We start from the raw sequence: 21,903 nt of genomic DNA on the forward strand, positions 1-21,903 counted from the left end.
TTTTAATAGGCGCTGTTTAAATAGCAGGTCAGTACTTGATGACCGTCAGGGATTGATTGTGGTCAATAAAAAGTTGCGTCATTATATCATTTTGTTTTCGCCTGCGCTTAATGCATAAATTTTTATTGAGGATAAGCAGTGTACTTATCTGCATAAACAAATAGGCATAAACAAAATACGAAAAGCTGACCCTTTAGTAATCGCCTTTGAGCAATGAAAGTGCATGAGTAAGTGAAGCGAGAAAAGTTTGCCAAGGAATGGTTAACCGCCTTCGTTAGAATCCTGCTAAGATAATCGCAAGTCATTCTTGATGGCTCATCTTTAATGCTTAATCAATAATGAATACATGAGCGCACCGTACAGTGTTTATCAATAATAGTATTCACCAGTAATAATATTTAGCGCCAAAATCAGTGGAGAATAAACCCAGCATGGCTTACAAAAAACGTTTTGATACCAGTAGCGCTTATGGTCAGCTGATTATATTGGTGTTTTTGCCAATTTGTTTATTGGCAGCGGTCGGTGGCATTTTGGTGTTTTATGAAACCATGCGTGCCAGTAATTCAGAGCAAGAAGCGTTAGCAGAGGCGGTACTGATTCGTTATACGCCAACGATTGCGGAGTTGGTTCCTGAGTTATTAGAGCAAGAACAGGTAGACAATGGCGATGATAAAAATAAGGCAGCGGACAACCCGCAAGCGGCGTTAGCGGCCTTAGAAGGTATTCAAGATAGGCTCGGGCGTATGCAGTCCGAGCAGCATGTCCAGCGTATTGCAATTATCAATCAAAATAATGAGGTGCTGGCAAGCGTCGGTTATGGCACTGAGGAAGCTTGGCCTCAGATAGAATCTTCACAGCGCTTTTTATCGCAACAAACAACGCCCATTGGTACCGCTTATGGCAGTAGCTTGGGAGAGTTTGACGGGCAGCAATTGTGGCTCATGATTGATATGGATAATGAGCCGCTTTATATCGCCCGTTATCGTATCGCCATGGCGCTCGCGATTACGGGTTTATTTACGATTTTAATTTTGTTATTGAGCTTAAATATTTATTCAAAACGTTGGATTGCACCGATTTACGAGCTGCGTTTGCAATTACAACGTACCCATGTCGACAATCTTTATCAGCCTATTCCGGTCGAATCAAATGGCGAGCTGAATTTATTGCAGCAAGATCTGGTCAGGACCTTACGCCGCCTACATGCCAGCTTCCAAGATTTAAAAGATCATGCCGAGCAGACCGAAGATGATTTGCGTTTGGCATTTGATGAGATGGAAATGCAAAATATCTCCATCCGTAATGCGCGTGATGCGGCGATTTCAACCAGCCAAGCAAAATCGGCGTTTTTGGCCAATATCAGCCATGAATTGCGTACACCATTAAACAGTATCGATGGTTTTATTAATTTGCTGGCGCGTCACGGTGAGCTCAATCCTGAACAAGATTTGTACGTGCAAACCATCCGTAAATCGTCGGCGCATCTATTAGCGCTAGTGAACGACGTCTTGGATTTTTCTAAGATTGAAGCGGGTAAATTGGTCCTTGATTGTCATGAGTTTGACCTTTACGACACCATTTATGATGTGGTCGATATGCTATCGCCGGTTGCTGCCGAAAAAGGTCTGCGCATGGCGGTATTGTTTTATAACGACGTGCCGATGCGCATCAATGGCGATGCGTTGCGCCTTAAACAAGTACTGACCAATATCGTCGGTAATGCGATTAAATTTACCGATAGTGGCGATGTGGTTGTACGCGTGAGCTTGGATGATCATCGCGACAATTATTTGATGATTAGCGTGCAAGATAGCGGTAAAGGGATTTCATTATCTGACCAAAAAATGCTCTTCCAAAGCTTTAGCCAAGGCGATCCGTCGATTACGCGGCAATACGGCGGCACCGGTTTGGGTCTGGTCATCTCCAAGCAATTGACGCGGCTGATGGGCGGCGACATTGGCTTTTATGACAATGTGCAAGAAAACATCTCTAATCAAGGAGCGACGTTTTGGTTTCGAATGCCAGCCCATGTCGATGTCTTGGAAGCGGCAACTGGGCAAACGATTGAGTTGCCCGTGCTCGCGCCACTTGCCAGCGATACGGACGAGTTTAATGTGCTAGTTTGGATCAATCATACTGCCTCGATACAGGTGCTCAAAGCCAGCCTGCAACATTTACCGATTACCCTGACTCAAGCAAACTCTTTACCAGGCGTACTTGAGTCGCTCAAAGAGCGCGGTAATTATTGGGATTGGGTCATCGTAGATGACGATACCCAAGACGATATGATGGCGCTACTCAAACAAATTCGTCTGCATTATCAAGGAAAGCTGGCGGTATTTGGCTATCAAGTTGCCGCCGATCAAGCACTGCTCAATCGTTATCATGCCAATATTTTGTATGAGCCTTTAGATAAAAGACAGCTCTATGCGATGCTTGATACGCAGAAACGCAGCGCTCCGAGTGGCGTTCAAGAGCCGCGCTGGAAGGGCGTAACCGTCTTGGCTGTCGACGACCATCTGCCAAACTTGTTGGTGCTTGATGCGCTGCTAAGTGAACTTGGCATCCATGTCATTACCGCCAGCAGCGGTTTTGATGCGATAGAAATCATCAGTAAACAGCAAACCAAACATATTAAAAATGCTAAAACTAATAGCCAAAGTCTGTCGAAAAAGACCCAAATCTCTAAAGCCGAAGCGCGTGATGATGCTAGTAAATCGGCGGTTAATCCATTACATCTTGACGATACTACGACAGATGATAAAGGTAGTACGGCGCACAAAAACAGTATCGATTTGATATTTATGGATATTCAAATGCCGCGTATGTCAGGGCATGAAGCGGCGCGGCAAATCCGTAATATCGAAACCCCTGATCATCACATTCCGATTATCGCCTTAACGGCTCATGGCTTAGCCGATGAGCGCGATAAGCTAATTGCGAGCGGCATCAATGATTATGTCGGCAAACCTATTAGCCAGCCACAGTTGCTACAAGTGCTGCAAAAATGGCTTGGTCGTACCGATTCAGTGCCGCCATTAACCACTATTCATAGTGATAACTTGCATAGCTCTGACTTGCACGCTGACTTACAAAGTGGGGCAAATCAAAACGCCTTGACGTCTTACGTAGATGGGACAACCCCAACTTATCCTTTGCTCAAAGATAACGAGGATAATCATATCGCCAATACAAGTTCTGATAATAAAGTGAAGAGTCCGGCAAAAATTACCCGTCCTTTATCACTGAAGAAAATCCGCGATAACTATTTGCGTGACAGTCAGCCGCGTGAAGATTATAGACGCGAGACACCGCGCGAAACCCAACCACGTTACGAGAAACCACGCTATGAAAAGCCACACTATGAGAATCTGCATTATCAAGGGCAGGGGCAAGCACCCTTATCTTATCTGCCTTATCAAATGTCAGAGCGTGCTAAAGATGAACAAGCAGTAAATACCGCACATGGGCAAAATAATACGGACATGGGCGCAAATATCCTTGATACCTCGGAGATTTTAAATTGGCAAGATGCGTTGACGCGCTCAGCCAATAAACCCGATTTAGCGGCCAAGCTCATCATTATGATGTTTGATACCATCAATGATGAAAAGCAAGCATTGATGCAGGCATGGGACACTCGTAACCGCAGCGCGCTGGCGCAAATTGCCCATCGTATCTTGGGTGGCAGTCGCTATACCGGTGTGCCGCAACTACGTCAGGCCAGCCAAGACCTAGAGGATAAGTGCTTATTGAATATTCAACATACCACGCCGGCTCAGTTTGCGATGCTCGAGCCTTATTATGAAGCGTTATTGACGGCGTTAAACAATCTACAAACCCTCGATTTATCGGCGTATCCGCAGCTTAATTATCATCGTCTAAGTGAAAATGATATGACGTGGAAAATGATTTAAAGCGGATAATTATCAAACCGCTGAGGATAAACGATACCCTAGTAGTCAGTTATTGATAAGGAAGGGCGAGTTCAAGGCTGTTAATATTAAACGGATTAACAAACTCTCTAAGTGTTTTATTTATTATTAAGGATGATTATGCACGCTATTGCCACTTACCAGTATGAGACATTACAAGTCAGCGCGACCGACAATATAATAACGGTGACCATTAATCGACCGGAAAAAAAGAACGCCATGAGCTTTAAAGTGGTGCAAGAGTTAATTGCGGTCGCAGGGCGTATCAGTAAAGATAAAGCGGTACGCGCAGTGATTCTTAATGGCGCAGAAGGCACGTTTTGTGCTGGTATCGATTTGGGCGATTTAAACCATCCTAAAAACCAAGCGTTTGCGCTATGGGAGCTGGTTAAACCTTGGCAAAGTCTCTTTCAACGCGTCTGCTTGGTTTGGCGTGATGTGCCTGTGCCAGTGATTGCGGTTTTAGAAGGTTACTGTATTGGCGCGGGCTTACAACTGGCGCTGGCTTGTGATGTGCGTATTAGCCATCCTGAGTGTAAATTGTCTATTATGGAAGCTAAGTGGGGGCTCGTACCTGACATGGGCTTAACGCAATCAGGGTTTGGCGTCGTACGCGCTGATGTCTTAAAGGAGCTGGCAATGACCGCGCGTACAGTCAATGCCGAGGAAGGCCAAGTGCTTGGCTTGGTCAGCCATTGTAGTGAAACGCCACTTGAGCAGGCGCAAAAGCTTGCCGCCGAGTTTGCTGAGCGCTCACCCGATGCGGTGCTGGCAAGTAAGCGCGTTATCAATGCCATGTTCGAGCAGCCAGCTACGACGCTATATAAAGAAAAATTTTGGCAACTAAAAATGATGTTTGGACGCAACCGTAAACTGGCGCTTAGAAAAGCCAAGCAAGCCAGTACCGCTTTTGGCAAACGTCAATTCCGTTAAAAAATCAGCCATATTTGGCCACTGTATTTGAGTGAGATAGGTTTATTTTATTCACATCAAGCATCTATTGAATTACAAGCAGATAGTGCAATATAGCACTATCTGTTTTTTTATCTGTTTACGTTGCTGTGTTTGCGTTGCAGCTTGTTTATAGACGGTATTTTTAAAAGGCTTGTTTTGCAATAAAAGTCGATTAAAATTACTCAACAAACCACGTATCAATAATAAAATAATCCTTTCTTTATCATATGGTCTCATTATGTCTGCTCCAAAACCCTCCCTGCCCAATAAACCCAATGCTGCTGACCGAGTGCGCTCTGCTGATTTGCCCGTTGCATGGATTATGATGCTTGGGCTTATCGTGGCAGTCGGGCCATTATCGATTGATATGTATTTGCCAGCATTGCCATCTATGGCAGAGGATTTTGGCGTATCGACCGCCTTTATGGCCAACTCTGTGCCAGCCTATTTTCTTGGTTTAGTATTTGGTCAGCTGTTTTATGGCCCCTTTAGTGATCGCGTCGGTCGCGTCAAACCGTTATATATGGGCATGATTTTATATGTGATTGCCTCGATTGTCTGTGCGACGACCGATAATGAATACGTATTGTTTATCGGTCGAACCTTTCAGGCGCTCGGCGCGTGCGTGGGAGCGGTTGTGACGCGTGCGGCAATACGTGACCGCCTGACTGCCAAACAAACCGCCAAAGCTTTTTCTATTATGATATTGGTCATGGGCTTAGCGCCGATATTAGCACCATCGCTTGGTGCTTTATTTTTAAAGTTCTTTAGTTGGCATTCTATTTTTTGGTTTTTGGCGGCTTTTGGGGCGTTAAATTTATTACTGACCAAGTTTTTCTTCTTTGAAACCTTGACTGAAGAAAACCGTAATGTGCGTCCTGCCAAAGAAGTGCTCAGTCAATATTGGGATTTATTAAAAGACCCGACCTTTAACTATCCAGCGATAGGCGGTGGTTTATTAATGGGCGCGATGTTTGTCTATATCAGCTCAGCTTCTGAATTAATCATGGATACCTATGGCGTCTCGGCCACGCATTTTGGTTGGCTATTTGGGATGAATGCGGCAGGGTTCGTAGGTTTGACCCAGCTGAATCAATGGCTGACTAATCGTTTTCGTATTTTAAGTATTCTACGATTTGGGGCAATGATGCAGGTCACCTCAGCCGCCGCGCTATTTGTAACCGGTATTATTTTTGGTACGGATGCATGGTTGCCGCTGGTTTTAGCTTGTATTTTCTTTTGTATTGCGGGCTTGGGCCTGACACAGCCAAACGCCTCGGCGATTGCCCTTGCTTTTCAAAAACGCCGTGCGGGTATGGCCAGTGCTTTGCAAGGCTCGTTGATGTTTTCGGTCGGTATTTTTGGTGGTTTATTATTAAACTTATTCCCTCTTAATCCTGTGTTAAAAATTGGTATTGCACTCTTTGTACTCATGAGTTTGGGGGCGTATTTAATTTGGCAGATAGACCGTGATTTGGATTTGGACACTGCGGAGTGATTGAAGGGTAGCGATGCATAATAGCGCTAGCAGTCGCTAAGCGTTATATGGTAAAATACAGCCCAGCTATTTTTATCATTCAGTATTATTCTGAACTTTCAAATCATAGCTCTATTTTTAAATCAACCCATCAAACAATGACACACACATCATGGCAAAAAATTGCTGGGTGTTTGGCGACTTGATTAATTTGCAAAAAAGTTAGTGCCGTTTCAATAAACGTTAAACATTAACCGTTAGCAAATGCGTGTCGCTAGATAGGCAGTTTTTGTGATGTGGAGGCATAACCCAACCAATAGGAATTTCACATGGCTTCAAACAATCCAACCAAAATCGAAATGCGCGACTTATTACAAGCCGGCGCTCACTTTGGTCACCAAACACGTTTTTGGAATCCAAAAATGGGTCCATACATCTTTGGCGCCCGTAACAAGATTCACATTATCAACTTAGAGCACACCGTAAAAGCGTTTAACGAAGCATTGACTTACGTAAACGGCCTAGCTGCTAAGAAAAACAAAGTATTATTCGTCGGTACTAAACGCGCAGCAAGCGGCGTTATCCGCGAGCAAGCACAACGTGCTGGCATGCCATACGTTGACCATCGCTGGTTAGGTGGTATGTTGACTAACTGGAAAACCCTACGTCAGTCAATCAATCGCCTAAAAGAGCTTGAAAAACAGTCTGAAGACGGTACTTTTGCTAAGCTGACTAAGCGTGAAGCATTAGAGCGTACTCGTGATATGGAAAAACTTGAGCGTTCATTGGGCGGTATCAAAGACATGGGCGGCCTACCTGACGCAATCTTCGTCGTCGACGTTGACCATGAAGCAATCGCTATCAAAGAAGCTAAAAATCTAGGTATCCCAGTTATCGGTATCGTTGATACCAACTCAAACCCAGATAACGTTGATTACATCATTCCAGCTAACGATGATGCTATCCGTGCTGTGACTTTGTATGTAACTTCTATTGCTGATGCGATTATCGCTGGTAAAGAATATGCGCAAACTCAAGCAGGCGGTAAAGCTGACCAAGCACAAGACGCTGAGCAAGCTCCTGCTACTGAAGCTGCAGCTGATGCGAAAACTGAAGAAGCAGCGACTCCAGCAGAGTAATGGCTAAGCGATAAGGTTTAACTTTGTAAGGATGCCTTGATAGTTTAGCTATTAGCAGTCATATAAGGTTATTAATCACATAAAGTTTATGGAAATCTATAATAGGCATGATGTAGTTTTACTCGTCATGCCTTATTATTAACGCGTCGAGCATCACTGACTTATTGCCAGAATGTCAGCGCGTTTAGATATCGTGCACTCCCTTACATAACAATACTCACCTACATCATAAAAGGTAACTCTTATGTCAGAAGTAAAAATATCTGCCAAAATGGTAAAAGAATTGCGTGACCGTACTGGTCTTGGCATGATGGAATGTAAAAAAGCGTTAGAAGAAGCAAACGGCGATGTCGAAGTTGCCATTGATAACCTACGTAAATCTGGTCAAGCGAAAGCGGCTAAAAAAGCAGGTAACATCGCAGCTGACGGTGCTATCATCATCGCTCAAGGTGACAACAAAGCATTCTTGCTAGAAGTAAACTGCCAAACTGACTTCGTTGCAAAAGATGAAAATTTCACTGCATTTGCAGAAAAAGTGGCCAATCTTGCCCTAGAAAACAATGTCACTGACGTTGCTGCTATCTCTGAATTGTCTTATAGCGATGAGCAAACCGTTGAAGAAGCGCGTGTATCTTTGGTACAAAAAATCGGTGAAAACATTCAAATTCGCCGCGTTGAAGTCCTAGAAGGCGCAAACATTGCTGCATACCGTCACGGCCTACGTATCGGTGTGGTCGTATCTTATGAAGGCGGCAGCGAAGAAACTGGTAAAAACCTTGCCATGCACATTGCAGCTTTCAACCCAGTTGCAGTAGATGACGAAAGCGTAGATGCTGATGTACTAGCACGCGAAAAAGACATCATCGAAGCCAAAGCGAAAGAATCTGGCAAGCCTGACAATATCGTTGAAAAAATGATCGAAGGTGGTTTGCGCAAATACCTAGACGAAGTAACCTTACTACGTCAACCATACGTTATGGACAATGAGAAAAAAGTTGGTGACGTATTAAAATCTGAAGGCGTAAAAGTCCTTGGTTTCAAACGTTTAGAAGTTGGTGAAGGCATCGAGAAGAAGCAAGAAGACTTTGCTGCTGAAGTTGCTGCCACGCAAGCGGCGAACAAGTAAGCTTTACATCATAAAAGCACATCGTATAGATATCAAAAAGCCCGTTATTCATCTAACGGGCTTTTTTGTGTCTGTGCATTTTAAAGGTTAATATTAACGTAGTGCTAAATAAGCGGAATTGGCATAGCTGGCGCTGTTGCTATTACTACTGGTACCGTAACTGACGTTTTGCACGCCGCCATTGGTAGTGCCCGTAGCGTTATTGGCATTCATGGTATTACCCGCTAGCGCTGAGTCGTTCTTATATAAGCTATGATAGCGGCTCATGACGCTTTTGACATAGTTGCGCGTTTCTTTAAACGGGGGTATGCCATTGTATTTATCGACGTTCCCTTCACCAGCATTATAACCTGCCACCGCAAACTCAACGTTATTATTAAAACGTTTCATCAGCCAAGCGATATATTTCGCTGAGCCTTCGATATTATCAGCAGGATTCCACGGATTACTGACATTAAAGCGGCGCGCCGTTGCCGGCATCAGCTGCATCAAGCCTTGCGCGCCAACAGGTGAGCGTGCATTGGGATTAAACGCCGATTCCGTATGCATCATGGCTTTCATAAGGCCAGGATCGATACCATGACGGGCAGCCGAGGCGCGGATATAACTGTCATAAGAGTTACGGCTGCCGCTACTACTCGCCGTGCTGCTACCGTAATCATTGCTATAGCTGCTGCCCGCATTGTAGGCGCTTGAGTCTTTATAGTAGGTGGTTTTTACTTTTTTATTAAATTTATCAAAATTACCGCTAGGATTGACGTTGGTAAGCAGAACTTGTCCGCCCTTGTCTTTATAAATATACATGTTTCCCGCTTGAGCGGCGATAGGCAAGCTAGATAAAGCAATGGCAGAGAGTAAAAGGGGTGACAAGCAGCGCGTCAGTAAAGGGGCAATAGTTATCATAGGTTTATCACTTTTTATTAAGTAAGAGCAAATTGCTTTGCCTATAAGCGCGTAAGGTTGCGCATCAAAGCGGTTATCGCGTCTGTAGGATCTTATAGCGCTCAAATAGGCTATCTACGAATTCACGTCTAACAAAACCACTTGCAATAGATACAAAAAATAATAGTTGCTTACTATAACACAAAATAAGTTTTTGCCACATCTGAATGTATGCACGCGACGTCAAAAATCCATTTATTTTGTAAAAAAGCTGAATAAAATCAAGATAGTAATAAAGCGAGGGTAGTTAAGCAGTTTATAGCAGCAAGGTTTAAGACTTTGTTTTTGTCATAAAAATGATTAATAGATAACGTTAAAAATGCTAGCAAATATAATTAATGTAGGCGAAAAAAGCCCAGCAAGTAGGATGGGCTTTAAGAGTTTTGAACAGAAGGTAAAACATTTTAAACCGATAAGGCACTGATAAAAATAGGTACCCAAACAGCGGTGACTAAGCCATTGACCGCTAAGCCAAAGGCGGCATAGCGTCCGGCAGTATGGCTGATTTGCCATGCTTCTACGGTGCCAAATGCATGTGCTGCCAATCCTAGCGCGAGGCCTTTGGCGCGGTCGTCATCAATACCGCGAAATAAAAAGCGCGCTAAGGTTCCACCGATTAGACCTGAAACGATAATTATTAAGTTTGCTAATGCCAGCGGTGCTTTAATCAAATCGGCGACGCTCAGACCAATTGGTGTGGTCACTGAGCGGGTAGCAAATGCCAAAATGGTCTCGTGGCTAAGCGAAAATAAATAGGCCAATGACATGGGGAGCAAGGCGCCAACCACGCTCGCCAGTGCCACAATCATGGTTAGCTTTTTAACTGGTAAACCTTTAAAGTTCATCGCCGCCAATGGCACGGCCAATAATACTGTCACATAGCCTAATAAATGATCAAATACCGGTTTTGCCACGCTGTAATAATGATTGTAATCCCATTGTAAAATAAACAAAAACAGCAGTACTAAGACCAAAGCGGTGATAACCATCGGCAACCATGACAGCTTGCGCGCAAGGACACGGGCAATAACGTGGGCGGCCAAGGTTAATGCTATCGCAGCAAGGGTTGCGCTAAACACACTATCAAAACTCATAACGTTGCCTTATTAACAGAGCTTAATGCTGTCCCTTGTGCTTGTTGGTCATATTCATATTGTCATCATGACTGCCATCTGTATTGTCGCTATTATTAAGCGAGCGATTGGCAAGGATAGCCAATCCCCAAAGCGGGATAAGCGTACTGATAATCATAGTCAGCATCACGCCCCAAAACTCATCACCTAACGCAAATAGCAGCAAACCTGCACCGGCAGAAACGGGCAAAAAAGCAAAACCACTATCGACCAGTAAGGTGTTGCTTGCTTGGGTTAACCAATGCGGTAAACCTTTTATCACTCGCCAAACAATTAAAATAATAAACATCGTTAACAGGCCGACGATATTGGCTGCTTTTTCAATGCCCGCCCATTGGCAGACAACGACTGCTAACTCACGAACCACCACGACCATAATCAGCGTCAATATTAGCGCCATCCACAAAGGCGTGTTAGAAGTAGAGGTAGAGCTCATAAGCAATCCTAGCCAAGTCGGGTATAAAAAGGGAAATATGCTAAAAAAGAGAGTTTAATGCCAATGTGTTAACAAAAGCATGTCAATAAAAGCATTTTAGCAAAAGCTGATTATATAGGCAGTAGCCATACTAATAAAGCCTAAGCGCTAATTGCTGCTATTAAGCTGTTGTTAAATGTCTCGTATAGTGAGTGAAAAGTCATATCAATAAATCACGCACTGCTGATATCAATTTTTCTTGCTTGCTGTGGCTGCGCAGACAGAGGCTACAGAAAATTAATATCAGCAATACCGTCGCGTTTTTAGGATATTTTGACTATATAATAAATGTCGATTACCCCTTATATGCCAAAAATATAAAAAAGGATGCCATCATTTGATAGCGTCCTTTTTAACTTCATTCCGATTAAATAACTTTTGACGACGTTATTTAACTTTGCGAATCAGATGCTTCTGTAGCAGAGTTTAACGCTTCAAATTCAGCAAAAGCATCTTCTTCCTCTGCCGTTAAAGAGGCAGCTGCATCAATACTCTCATCTTTTTGCTCAAACTCTTCAAGTATCGGCATTAGCAATGTTGCTTGCGCTAACGGCAATACATCTAACGGCTTTAGATTGGCTTGTCCCAATAGCTGTTTGAGCCTATCGCTTGGCAAGCGAATGGTTAGGCGCTCATGACCGTTATCGTCATAGCTTTCTTCCAAAATCACGCCAAGCTCATACAAGGTGTTTTTAAATTGACCGGCGTTATACGGTAGGGTCAAATCAAAGGTAGTTAAGTTGCCCGTCAATAATTGCTGTACAGCAAGCGACAACTCTTCCATGCCTAGGTTTTGGCGCGAAGAAACATATACCCGATTTGGCTGACCTTCTTTTGCATAGCCAATGTGCGCCGGCTCATCGGTTAAGTCGATTTTATTATAAACATTCAGCACGGGCACATCGTTGTCAATCTCAGCAAGGACGTTTTTTACCGCTTGAATTTGCTCGTGCATGTCTTCGCTCGATGAATCAATGACATGTAGTAGTAAGTCGGCTTCTAGCGTCTCTTCTAAGGTTGCATGAAACGACTCGACCAACTCATGTGGCAAATGACGGACAAATCCCACGGTATCGACCAAAACCACGCGGCCAACTCCTTGCCAGTCAAGACGGCGCAAGGTCGGGTCAAGGGTGGCAAATAATTGGTCGGCGGCATAAATATTTTCATCGACCAAGCGATTAAATAGGGTAGATTTACCAGCGTTAGTATAACCGACGAGCGAGATGGTCGGGACGTCTGATTTTTGCCGACGCGCTCGACCTTGGGCACGGGTTTGGCGTACTTTTTCCAGTTTATTTTTCAACTGATTGACACGCACTTGTAATAAGCGGCGATCCGTTTCTAGCTGAGTTTCACCGGGTCCACGTAGACCAATACCCCCTTTTTGGCGCTCCAAATGCGTCCAACCACGCACCAATCGCGTTGATAGGTGGTTTAACTGCGCAAGCTCAACCTGTAGCTTACCTTCGTAAGTACGGGCGCGCTGGGCAAAAATATCCAAAATTAAGCCGGTGCGGTCAAGCACGCGGCATTGTACCAAAGCTTCGATATTACGCTCTTGCGATGGCGATAAATTATGATTGAAAAGCACAATATCAGCGTCGTATTCGCGCACCAATTCGGCTATTTCTTGTGCTTTACCGCTACCAACGAAATACTTGGCATCAGGACGCGCACGCGAGCCTGTAACCAGTGCCAAGCGATCAGCGCCTGCCGAATCTGCAAGTAGCTCAAATTCATTTAGATCATCGGGATCTTGAATTTGGCGGATGTCTAAATGGACGATAATGGCGCGCTCGCCACCTTCATGTCTTTCAAAATATTCCAAAGAGTATCACCTATTATTAAAGTAGATAAATCGCTATGACCGCTTCAATGAGTATCGATATAGCGTTCATATGACCCTCTATATGTGGTCTTATCATTTGATATTAAAGCGTATGTACACAATTAGCTACGTCTTTATGTTACAGCGTTTATAGGGAGATATTTTTATCTATAAAAATTTTAAGCTGAGACTATTAACAAAAGCCACTCATAATTCAGTGTACAAGTCATCACTGAGTAAATAAATTTTGTTATACTCATTGCCCTTGTTTACGAGATATAATCATACGTTTTTTAGGCAGCACTCTTTTAAGCATTAAGCTTTTTTAACACTAAGATGTAATAAAGCATTTTTAACCCATAAGTTTTTAATCACGAGGGATACAGATGAGCCAATCTAAGTCAGGCTTTTCACTCAAACAGCAATTAGGTCGCGGCAAACAAATCGCTGGCATGACCACCACCATCGCTGGTGGATTGCGCGCCGCCCAGCGTATCGGTGCCTTTAAACAGCCACCGCGCGAAAAGCTACCGCGCTATATTCAAGCGTTTTGCCGTAAAATGGCAGGCTCGTTTGGCGTGCAGGTGGTGGCAGTCGAGCGCGTAGAGCAGCATCACGGTTTATGGGTGGCTAACCATGTATCGTGGATGGATATTCCGGTAGTGGGGACGCTAAGCCCTGCTTTTTTCTTATCAAAGGCAGAAATTGGCGATTGGCCAATCTTTGGTAAGCTTGCGCATGCCGCAGGGACGGTATTTATCGAGCGTGGTTCCGGTGATGCGGGCACGGTTGCCACCCAAATTGCCAATTTTTTAACCAAAGGTTTTTCGGTTATCTTTTTCCCAGAAGCGACCACCACCGATGGTAAAAAAATCAAACGTATCCACGGCACTTTGCTGCAAGCGGCGATAGATGCTGACGTCCCAGTACGCCCGCTAGTGATTGCATATGTCAATAAAGATGGCACGTTAAGTGAGGCGCTGCCTTATTATGGCAAAATGACGATGAAAGATAGCCTAAAAAAGGTGCTCGATAGTAAAGACGTGACGGCTTTTGTCTTACCGCTTGAGCCGATAGATCCTAAAGGGTTGAGCAAAAGTCAGCTAACCGATTTGTTACAAGCGCATATGCAAGAAGGCTTGGCTGAACTGCATTCGCGGGTTTTAACGAAAGCTGGCAAACCTTAAGCAAGTACAAAACTGCTTGAAAGATAACCGCTTTAATAGAAAAATTAGTAGCAGAAAAGTAGTCATAAAAAAGGCGCCAATCTTAGTCATAAATACTAATGATTGGTGCCTTTTTCTTTGCTATGCAAATACTTGAACGTCAGCTTATTAAAAGCTAAACAATATCAATCTATGACCACGTAATGTTATGGCGACGGATTAGGGTGCTGGGTATGTACCGCCTCAATCGCTTTTAGCACATCTGCGCTTAAGGTGACATTGATACTATCGATATTTGATTGCAGCTGCTCAGTGGTGGTTGCGCCAACGATATTACTAGTGACAAACGAGCGCGAATTGACAAAGGCCAATGCCATTTGCGCCATATCCAAACCGGCTTCGGCAGCGATTTTGGCGTATTGAGCGGTGGCGGCTTTTGCTTCGTCATTGGTATAGCGAGCAAAGCGGTCATACATCGTCAGACGCGCGCCTGCAGGACGTTTACCATCAAGGTATTTGCCAGATAAAACCCCAAAGCCGAGCGGCGAGTAAGCAAGTAAACCAACATTTTCACGATGGGCAATCTCTGCCATGCCAACTTCATATAGACGATTGAGCAAACTATAAGGATTTTGCACCGTGATAGGCGCGATTAAACCATTTTTGTCCGCTTCCCACAGATAACGCATCAGCCCCCAGGCGGTATCGTTCGATAAGCCATAAGCACGAATACGACCTTTCTTGATCTCGTCATTTAGTGCTTGGATGGTCTCTAAAAAAGGCGTCAAATCATCCAGCGACTGCGCTGCCATCTCTTCACTATAACCGCGCTGGCTAAAAAAGTTCGCTTGCCGTTCAGGCCAATGCAACTGATAAATATCAATATAATCGGTTTGCAAACGCTCAAGATTGCTATCGATGGCGCTACTAATATGCGCCGCATTAAAGCGCGTCTGACCATCGCGTAAAAAATCCATCGGTGAGATTTTGCTAGCAAGAATGACCTTGTCGCGCTGTTTGGTTTTATTAAACCACGTGCCCATAAAGCGTTCGGTATCGCCTTGCTTGTCTTTATCAGGCGGCGACGGATACATTTCGGCGGTATCCCAAAAATTCACGCCTGCACTAAGGGCCATGTCCATCTGGGCATGCGCGTCGCTTTCGCTATTCTGCTGCCCCCATGTCATCGTTCCTAAGCAGATTTTTGAGACTTTTTCATTCAGTTGCGGCAGTGTTTGATATTGCATCTGTTTATCCCTGTTTTTATTCTCAATAAGGTTTTATGTTCAAGCCGTTTTTCATACTACATAATCTTGATACCTGTGACGCCCGGCGGGGTGACTTGGAATATTTTTACTTTAAACAGTACCGATTGACCAGCAAGTGGATGGTTAAAGTCGACTTCAACTTCGTCGTCATCGATGGCGCTAATGGTACCGGGCAGGGTGTTTTTGCCTTTATCTTCAAACTCGACCAACATTCCGATTTCAGGATTGTCAGCGACTAAGGCAAATTGGGTGCGGCTAAAATGCTGAATGTTATCAGGGTTCCACTCGCCAAACGCTTGCTCAGGCTCAAGGTGGGCGGTGCGCGTATCGCCAGCACGTAGGTTCATCAGCACTTGCTCAAAACCCGGTAAAAAGCTCTCATCGCCAACGGTCAGCGTCACTGGCTCGTCGCGGTTAAAGGTTGAATCAATCACCGTACCGTTTTCGAGCGATACTTCAAAATGCAGCTTCACAAGGCTGCCGTGGGTGATGCGAATGTCTTCATTAGGGGTGATAAATTGGGAGTCGGTCATAGCAAAGTGTCTTTTATAGAGTAAGGTTTAGAAGATTAATTATAAAAGAGAGTTTAGCATAACCGTCTGCTGTACATGTTCATGTCGCCTGTATGACATGAATTATTTTATCAATACTTCCATAATGGAGATACATCATTAATCGTTAAATGCATCTCATCAAAAGTAATAAATACAGGAGTTTAATAAACTGATATAAGATTGATTGCCATATGGGATGATTAATTGATGAAATTAAGTTGACATTATTTTTCATATTGTATATAAATGTAAAGTTAATATAAGGAACGTAAATATATATTAATAATTGTAATTTAAATAACTTCTGAGATGATTATGAAAAAAGCTATTTTGGTAATTGGAATGTTCGCGTTATTGGCTCAAGGGTGTGCAACTCCACATGTTGTACAAACTAAAAAAGTAAGTGACGTTAATTTGTCTTGTCAGCAAATTCTTAATGAAATAGCAGAAGCTGATGACTTTGAACAAAAGGCACGCGCTGAGCGTAAAGCGACTGGTAAGAACGTAGCAGCAGCAATTTTATTTTGGCCAGCCTTAATTGGTACCTATTCTAATACTGAAGAAGCTATCAATGCTGCAAAAGAGCGCCGCAACAATTTGACTAACTTGTATGAACAGAAAAAATGCCGTTAATACCTTAATGTCTTGTTAGGATATTTTATGGTCAATAAAAAGCTAAGAGTAATGCTCTTAGCTTTTTTTATGAGCGCGGGAAGGTTATATAATGGTCGTTAATAATCATTAAAATCAAAAAGTATACAGTTATGAAAACTAAGCAGATAAATATAAGAAAACAAGGTCATATCAAAAAATGGCAAGACGATAAAGGTTTTGGTTTTATCGAAACTGCGGCGGGCGAGTCGGTGTTTTTTCATGTTAGCGCGTTTAAAGCCCCGCGCCGTCCCGAAATTGGCGAGCAAGTGGTTTTTACAGTAGGGCAAGACAATCAGGGACGCCTGCAAGCAAAGGATGTACAAGAACTCAGCTTTGTACAACAAAAAATGGCGCAAAAGAACAACCAAATCCGGCAGCGTAATCACAAACGCAGCGCCCAAGCAGAATTTGAAACAGGGCAAAAGAAACGCTTGTTCCTTGGTGTTGGATTTTATGGGGTTTTAATTTTATTGGCGGTCATGAATAAGCTAAGCTGGCTAGTGGTTGCTTGGTACGTGATATTAGGCGTCATTACCTATGGCATGTATGCCAAAGACAAAGCCGCTGCCCAAAATGGCGACTGGCGTACGCCTGAGTCAACGCTGCATCTGTTGAGTACGCTTGGCGGTTGGGTCGGTGCGCTGGTCGCTCAAACCTATTTACGTCATAAGTCACAAAAGCCGGAATTTCGTATCGTTTATTATTTGACCGTCATTATTAATTTGGCAGGGTTGTTATTTATTATGGTAAACAGTGGCGACTTAACGGGATTAAAAGCATTGTTCTAAGCATGTTTTACTTTTAAGACTGCTCTAACATTTGCTTATAAATCGCTGCATCGCTGGCTGAAAAACAGCAAAAAATGACTTCACGAATTGAAAGCTCAGACATTTCGCCTAAACTATTTTGTAGATAATCTTTTACCGTACCCATAGCAATTTGCGCTGCTTTTTCGATTGGATAGCCATACACGCCGGTACTGATAGATGGAAAAGCAATGCTGCTTAGATTATTTTGAACTGCTAAGTCCAGCGAGTTTCGATAACAGCTGGTGAGTAGCTCTGGCTCGTGACGATTGCCACCATGCCAAACAGGGCCGACCGTATGAATCACATACTGGCAAGGTAGCTTAAACGCTGGACTGATTTTAGCATCACCTGTCTGGCAACCATTCAAAGTACGACAATACGCCAATAATTCACGTCCCGCTGCCCGATGAATTGCACCATCGACACCGCCGCCACCAAGCAAGCTTGAATTGGCCGCATTGACAATCGCATCAACATTTAAGGTGGTGATATCGGCTTGCAGCACTGACAAAGTAACAGTGTGCTTATTATTTTCATTAGCAGCAGAAATTTGCTTTTGAGCAATAGGTTTTATTTGATTATTAGACCTTTGGTTATTAGACATGGCAGCACCCTTTTTATATTGAACTTAATATACTTTAGCGTTTTTAGCGTCACTCGACTATATCGCTTACGTTATCAATAATCTTTAATATACTATCTCTCAAAAAAGGCGCAAAAAAATAGGCTACCGATTTGGTAGCCTATTTGCAAAGTCATTGTATTTATATCATTTAAGCATCACGTTTCTTTTCTAAAAACAGCATATCAATAACAATCAGCGCCACACCAATACAAATACCAATATCGGCAATATTAAAGATTGGATAATGCCAAACGTCGGCGTAATGCACGTGAATAAAATCAATCACGTGACCATGGAGCAAGCGGTCAATCAGGTTGCCAAGAGCGCCACCAAGCACCAGAGCCAAACCAAACGATAACAGCTTGGCTTTACGCGGTGCTTTGACGAGATAGACGATTAAAAATAGCGACATTACGAGTGCCAGTCCGGCAAAAAACCATTTTTGCCAACCTGCTTGGTCTGCTAAAAAACTAAACGCCGCGCCATAGTTATAAGCAAGCGTCCAATTTAAAAACGGCTCAATCACGGGCACAGGCTCAAGGAAATTGAGATTGGTTTCAGCCAACCACTTCGTCCACTGGTCAACGATAAGCACAGCAAGCGCCAGCAAGTACCATATAAAGGCGCGACTGCCATTAGCGACCATTTTTGGCGTCTTCTTCAGACGACCTTTAGGCGTGGTTGAGCTACCTGTAGTCGCATGCGCAGGCGTAGGCGAGTTATCGGCCTCAACCTGCGGCTGCTTATTTTTAGGTGAGTTAGGCATAATGGCGCACCTCGCCGTCGCCTGCGACGTTGGTCACGCAGCGTGCGCATAGTTCAGGATGCGCCGCGTCTGTACCGATATCATCACGGATGTGCCAGCAGCGTACGCATTTGGTGCCCGTCGCCGCGCTAACGTCAACCACTAAATCACCCGATGCATCTTCATTTTCATTGTTATCGGCTTTTGCGCTGGCTTTATCAGCAGGCGCGGTGCTCATTGGTTTTAACGTTGCGCTACTGGTAATCAGGACAAAACGCAGCTCTTCGCCAAGCTTGGCTAAGCTGTCATACATCGCACCGTCAGCATATAAATCAACGCCCGCAGACAAGTTGGCATTGATGATTTTTTCACCGCGTGCGGTTTCGATATGTTTATTGACCATATCTTTTGCTTGCATGATACGTTGCCAGTCGTCGCTACTGATGGCGCTAAGCTCAAATGCTGGGAACTCATACCATGCTTCGGTAAATACGTAGCCTGCGTCAGTGCCGTTTTTACCTTGCAATACTTCCCAAGCTTCTTGCGCAGTAAATGATAAAATCGGCGTAATCCAGCGAATTAAGGCATGAGCGATATGATAAATCGCCGTTTGCGCAGAGCGACGCGGCTGTCCATCAGTTTGGGTAGTGTACTGACGGTCTTTGATAATATCGAGATAAAAGCTACCCAAGTCTTGCGAGCAAAACGCGGTGATATGCTGGGTGACTTGGTGAAAGTCCATCGCATCATAAGCACTGATGATTTGCGCTTGTACCGTTTGCGCACGCTCAATAATAAATTTATCAAGGCTAACCAGCTCATTGATATCAACGCTGTTGGTCGCAGGATTAAAGTCGTCGGTGTTGGCCAGCAAGAAGCGTAGGGTATTACGGATACGGCGATACATGTCGATGGCGCCTTTAAATACCGTTTTACCCGCGCTCATCTCATAACGATAGTCGCTCGAGGCAATCCACAAACGTAGCATATCCGCACCGGTTTTATTGATCTCGTCTTGCGGCGTGATGATGTTGCCAAGTGACTTACTCATCTTGCGCCCGTTTTCATCGACGACAAAACCATGGGTCAATACTTGTTTAAATGGTGGACGCTGGTACATCGCCTCAGACGTGAGTAATGAGGTCTGGAACCAACCGCGATGCTGATCCGAACCTTCGAGATACATATCGGCAGGATTGGTCAGCTCATCGCGCTGCTCAAGGACGGCAAAATGCGTCGTTCCTGAGTCAAACCAAACGTCTAGCGTATCGGTTGCTTTATCATAGTCTGCCTCTTCCGCCCCTAAAAAGTCTTCACAGCTGGCATCGAACCAAGCTTCAACGCCGCCTGCAGCGATTTTTTGCGCGGCCACTTCCATCAGCTCTAGCGTATTAGGATGCAGCTCGCCGGTTTCTTTATGAGTAAAAAAGGTAATCGGCACGCCCCACGTACGCTGGCGTGAGATACACCAATCTGGGCGACCGGTCATCATCGCTTCAATGCGGTTTTGTCCCCAAGCTGGCGTCCAATTGACAGAAGGAATATCAGCAAGCGCACGCTCACGCAGACCTTTGGTTTCCATACTGATAAACCACTGCGGGGTGGCGCGGAAAATAATCGGCGACTTATGACGCCAGCAATGCGGATAGCTGTGCTCGATTTTGGTATGGTTGATTAAATGGCCGTTATCATGCAGTGCTGCAATGATTTGCGGATTGGCTTTATAGATATGCTCACCGGCAAATACCGCCGCGCTGTCTAGATAAACGCCCGTTCCACTGACTGGGTTTTCAACCGGCAAGTTATATTTCAGGCCAACGATATAATCGTCAAGACCATGCCCCGGTGCGGTATGGACGAGGCCAGTACCGCTATCCGTGGTTACGTGCTCACCTAGGATTAGCGGCACTTGACGCTCGCTAATCAATGGATGCTGGGCGCGCAGACCTTCAAGCTCGCGTCCTGAAACGGTAGCTAAGATACCATCGTTAGTCAGTTTAAACTCGCTTAATGCACTTTCAACCAAGTCAGTGGCTAATAAGAAGTTACCTTTGGCAGTTGCGACCACGCTATAGTCATGCTCAGGGTGTACCGAGATGGCTTGGTTTGCTGGTAACGTCCAAGGGGTTGTCGTCCAGATAATTGCGGCGATGTTACCTTCAATGCCGCTTAATGCTGCAACCTTGTCGGTATCTAAGACGTCAAAGCTCACATAAATAGCATCAGAGACTTTATCTTGGTATTCCACTTCAGCTTCTGCTAGCGCAGAGCTACAATCCAAGCACCAGTTGACTGGCTTCATGCCGCGGGTGACGTGGCCGTTGTCATAAATTTTAGCAAGCGCACGTACGATATTAGCTTCTTGATGGAAGTTCATCGTCAAATAAGGATTGTCCCAATCACCAAACACGCCCAGACGTTTAAAGTCAGCCTTTTGTAGCTCAATCTGGGTACTTGCATATTCGCGGCATAGGCCACGAAATTCAGTTGCTGAGACTTTTTGACCGACCTTACCGACTTTAGCTTCGACTTTTTGCTCGATAGGCAAACCGTGACAGTCCCAACCTGGCACGTAAGGCGCATCAAAGCCTGACAAGGTTTTTGACTTGACGATAATGTCTTTTAACACTTTATTGACCGCATGACCTAAGTGAATCTGACCGTTGGCGTATGGAGGACCATCATGCAAAATATATTTGGTTGCGCCCGTCCGCGCCTGACGAATTTTGCCGTACACGTCGTCGGCTTCCCAAGCCGCCAGCCAGTCTGGCTCACGTTTGGCAAGGTTGGCACGCATCGCAAATGGCGTATCGGCAAGGTTTAGGGTGTCTTTATAATCGTGGCTTGGGGTGTCGGTACTTTTATCAGTCATAGAAGGTGTCTTATAAGATGATGGTTAAAGGTTGTGTTTAAATTCAGGCGTAAGATTAAAGATATATGGGGTTAAATATTGGATAATCGATGCTAGTCTTTTACTTATTACTTGAAAAAATTTGCTTAAAAAACATGGCGCAAAATAGGTTGCTTATCACTTGATTTTAAATGGACACGTCCATCATAAATACTAATC

Annotated in this window: 17 protein-coding genes; 8 read left to right on the forward strand and 9 right to left on the reverse strand. The window is 44.3% G+C overall.

Going from position 1 to position 21,903, the window contains the following annotated elements; translation table 11 throughout:
* Positions 1 to 431 precede the first annotated feature (431 nt).
* The 5 genes from RAH45_RS02320 (at position 432) to tsf (ending at position 8,631) form a co-directional block, all read left to right on the forward strand.
* Entirely contained in the window at positions 432 to 3,917 is a 3,486-nt protein-coding gene (locus RAH45_RS02320) for an ATP-binding protein (protein WP_102077339.1), read from the forward strand.
* Positions 3,918 to 4,055: 138 nt separating this feature from the next.
* Positions 4,056 to 4,868 (forward strand): crotonase/enoyl-CoA hydratase family protein, encoded by an 813-nt coding sequence (locus tag RAH45_RS02325; protein WP_102077340.1) that lies wholly within the window; start codon positions 4,056 to 4,058, stop codon positions 4,866 to 4,868.
* A gap of 259 nt (positions 4,869 to 5,127) precedes the next feature.
* Positions 5,128 to 6,387, forward strand: coding sequence for a multidrug effflux MFS transporter (locus tag RAH45_RS02330; RefSeq protein ID WP_068403974.1), 1,260 nt, complete (start codon positions 5,128 to 5,130; stop codon positions 6,385 to 6,387).
* A gap of 308 nt (positions 6,388 to 6,695) precedes the next feature.
* Entirely contained in the window at positions 6,696 to 7,505 is an 810-nt protein-coding gene (rpsB, locus tag RAH45_RS02335) for a 30S ribosomal protein S2 (RefSeq protein ID WP_068403976.1), read from the forward strand.
* 244 nt (positions 7,506 to 7,749) lie between these two features.
* Complete coding sequence (tsf, locus tag RAH45_RS02340; RefSeq protein ID WP_068403979.1) at positions 7,750 to 8,631, forward strand: translation elongation factor Ts; 882 nt, start codon at positions 7,750 to 7,752, stop codon at positions 8,629 to 8,631.
* A 93-nt stretch (positions 8,632 to 8,724) separates the two neighbouring features.
* On the opposite strand, the gene RAH45_RS02345 is transcribed toward tsf, so the two are convergent.
* The 4 genes from RAH45_RS02345 to hflX form a co-directional block, all read right to left on the reverse strand.
* Positions 8,725 to 9,534, reverse strand: a complete 810-nt coding sequence (locus RAH45_RS02345; RefSeq protein WP_068403981.1) for a lytic transglycosylase domain-containing protein — start codon at positions 9,532 to 9,534, stop codon at positions 8,725 to 8,727.
* Positions 9,535 to 9,977: 443 nt separating this feature from the next.
* Complete coding sequence (locus RAH45_RS02350) at positions 9,978 to 10,667, reverse strand: LrgB family protein (protein ID WP_068403983.1); 690 nt, start codon at positions 10,665 to 10,667, stop codon at positions 9,978 to 9,980.
* A 22-nt stretch (positions 10,668 to 10,689) separates the two neighbouring features.
* On the reverse strand, positions 10,690 to 11,142 hold the full coding sequence (locus RAH45_RS02355) for a CidA/LrgA family protein (protein ID WP_068403985.1): 453 nt from the start codon (positions 11,140 to 11,142) through the stop codon (positions 10,690 to 10,692).
* A gap of 430 nt (positions 11,143 to 11,572) precedes the next feature.
* Entirely contained in the window at positions 11,573 to 13,012 is a 1,440-nt protein-coding gene (hflX, locus tag RAH45_RS02360) for a ribosome rescue GTPase HflX (RefSeq protein ID WP_068403987.1), read from the reverse strand.
* A gap of 386 nt (positions 13,013 to 13,398) precedes the next feature.
* Here hflX and RAH45_RS02365 point away from each other — a divergent pair, with 386 nt between their 5' ends.
* Positions 13,399 to 14,199 (forward strand): lysophospholipid acyltransferase family protein, encoded by an 801-nt coding sequence (locus RAH45_RS02365; protein ID WP_068403989.1) that lies wholly within the window; start codon positions 13,399 to 13,401, stop codon positions 14,197 to 14,199.
* Positions 14,200 to 14,384: 185 nt separating this feature from the next.
* On the opposite strand, the gene RAH45_RS02370 is transcribed toward RAH45_RS02365, so the two are convergent.
* Both RAH45_RS02370 and RAH45_RS02375 read right to left on the reverse strand, forming a co-directional pair.
* Positions 14,385 to 15,425, reverse strand: coding sequence for an aldo/keto reductase (locus RAH45_RS02370; RefSeq protein WP_068403990.1), 1,041 nt, complete (start codon positions 15,423 to 15,425; stop codon positions 14,385 to 14,387).
* Between the two features lie 56 nt (positions 15,426 to 15,481).
* On the reverse strand, positions 15,482 to 15,979 hold the full coding sequence (locus RAH45_RS02375) for an FKBP-type peptidyl-prolyl cis-trans isomerase (protein ID WP_068403991.1): 498 nt from the start codon (positions 15,977 to 15,979) through the stop codon (positions 15,482 to 15,484).
* A gap of 336 nt (positions 15,980 to 16,315) precedes the next feature.
* Between RAH45_RS02375 and RAH45_RS02380 the strand changes: the two genes are divergently transcribed.
* Complete coding sequence (locus tag RAH45_RS02380; protein ID WP_068403993.1) at positions 16,316 to 16,633, forward strand: hypothetical protein; 318 nt, start codon at positions 16,316 to 16,318, stop codon at positions 16,631 to 16,633.
* 131 nt (positions 16,634 to 16,764) lie between these two features.
* The gene (locus tag RAH45_RS02385) at positions 16,765 to 17,442 is read left to right on the forward strand and encodes a DUF1294 domain-containing protein (RefSeq protein ID WP_306495447.1); all 678 of its coding nucleotides are present in this window, start codon (positions 16,765 to 16,767) and stop codon (positions 17,440 to 17,442) included.
* 13 nt (positions 17,443 to 17,455) lie between these two features.
* Here the strand turns inward: RAH45_RS02385 and RAH45_RS02390 are convergent, their stop codons facing one another.
* From RAH45_RS02390 to ileS, 3 genes are all read right to left on the reverse strand, one after another.
* Entirely contained in the window at positions 17,456 to 18,067 is a 612-nt protein-coding gene (locus RAH45_RS02390; protein ID WP_082894242.1) for an O-acetyl-ADP-ribose deacetylase, read from the reverse strand.
* Between the two features lie 169 nt (positions 18,068 to 18,236).
* Entirely contained in the window at positions 18,237 to 18,854 is a 618-nt protein-coding gene (gene lspA, locus RAH45_RS02395; protein ID WP_082894243.1) for a signal peptidase II, read from the reverse strand.
* On the reverse strand, positions 18,847 to 21,705 hold the full coding sequence (gene ileS / locus RAH45_RS02400; RefSeq protein WP_068403996.1) for an isoleucine--tRNA ligase: 2,859 nt from the start codon (positions 21,703 to 21,705) through the stop codon (positions 18,847 to 18,849). Before ileS ends, lspA begins: the two co-directional genes overlap by 8 nt.
* Between the last annotated feature and the right edge of the window lie 198 nt (positions 21,706 to 21,903).

Origin of the sequence: Psychrobacter sp. van23A (assembly GCF_030845275.1) — a bacterium.
Classification (GTDB): domain Bacteria; phylum Pseudomonadota; class Gammaproteobacteria; order Pseudomonadales; family Moraxellaceae; genus Psychrobacter; species Psychrobacter faecalis.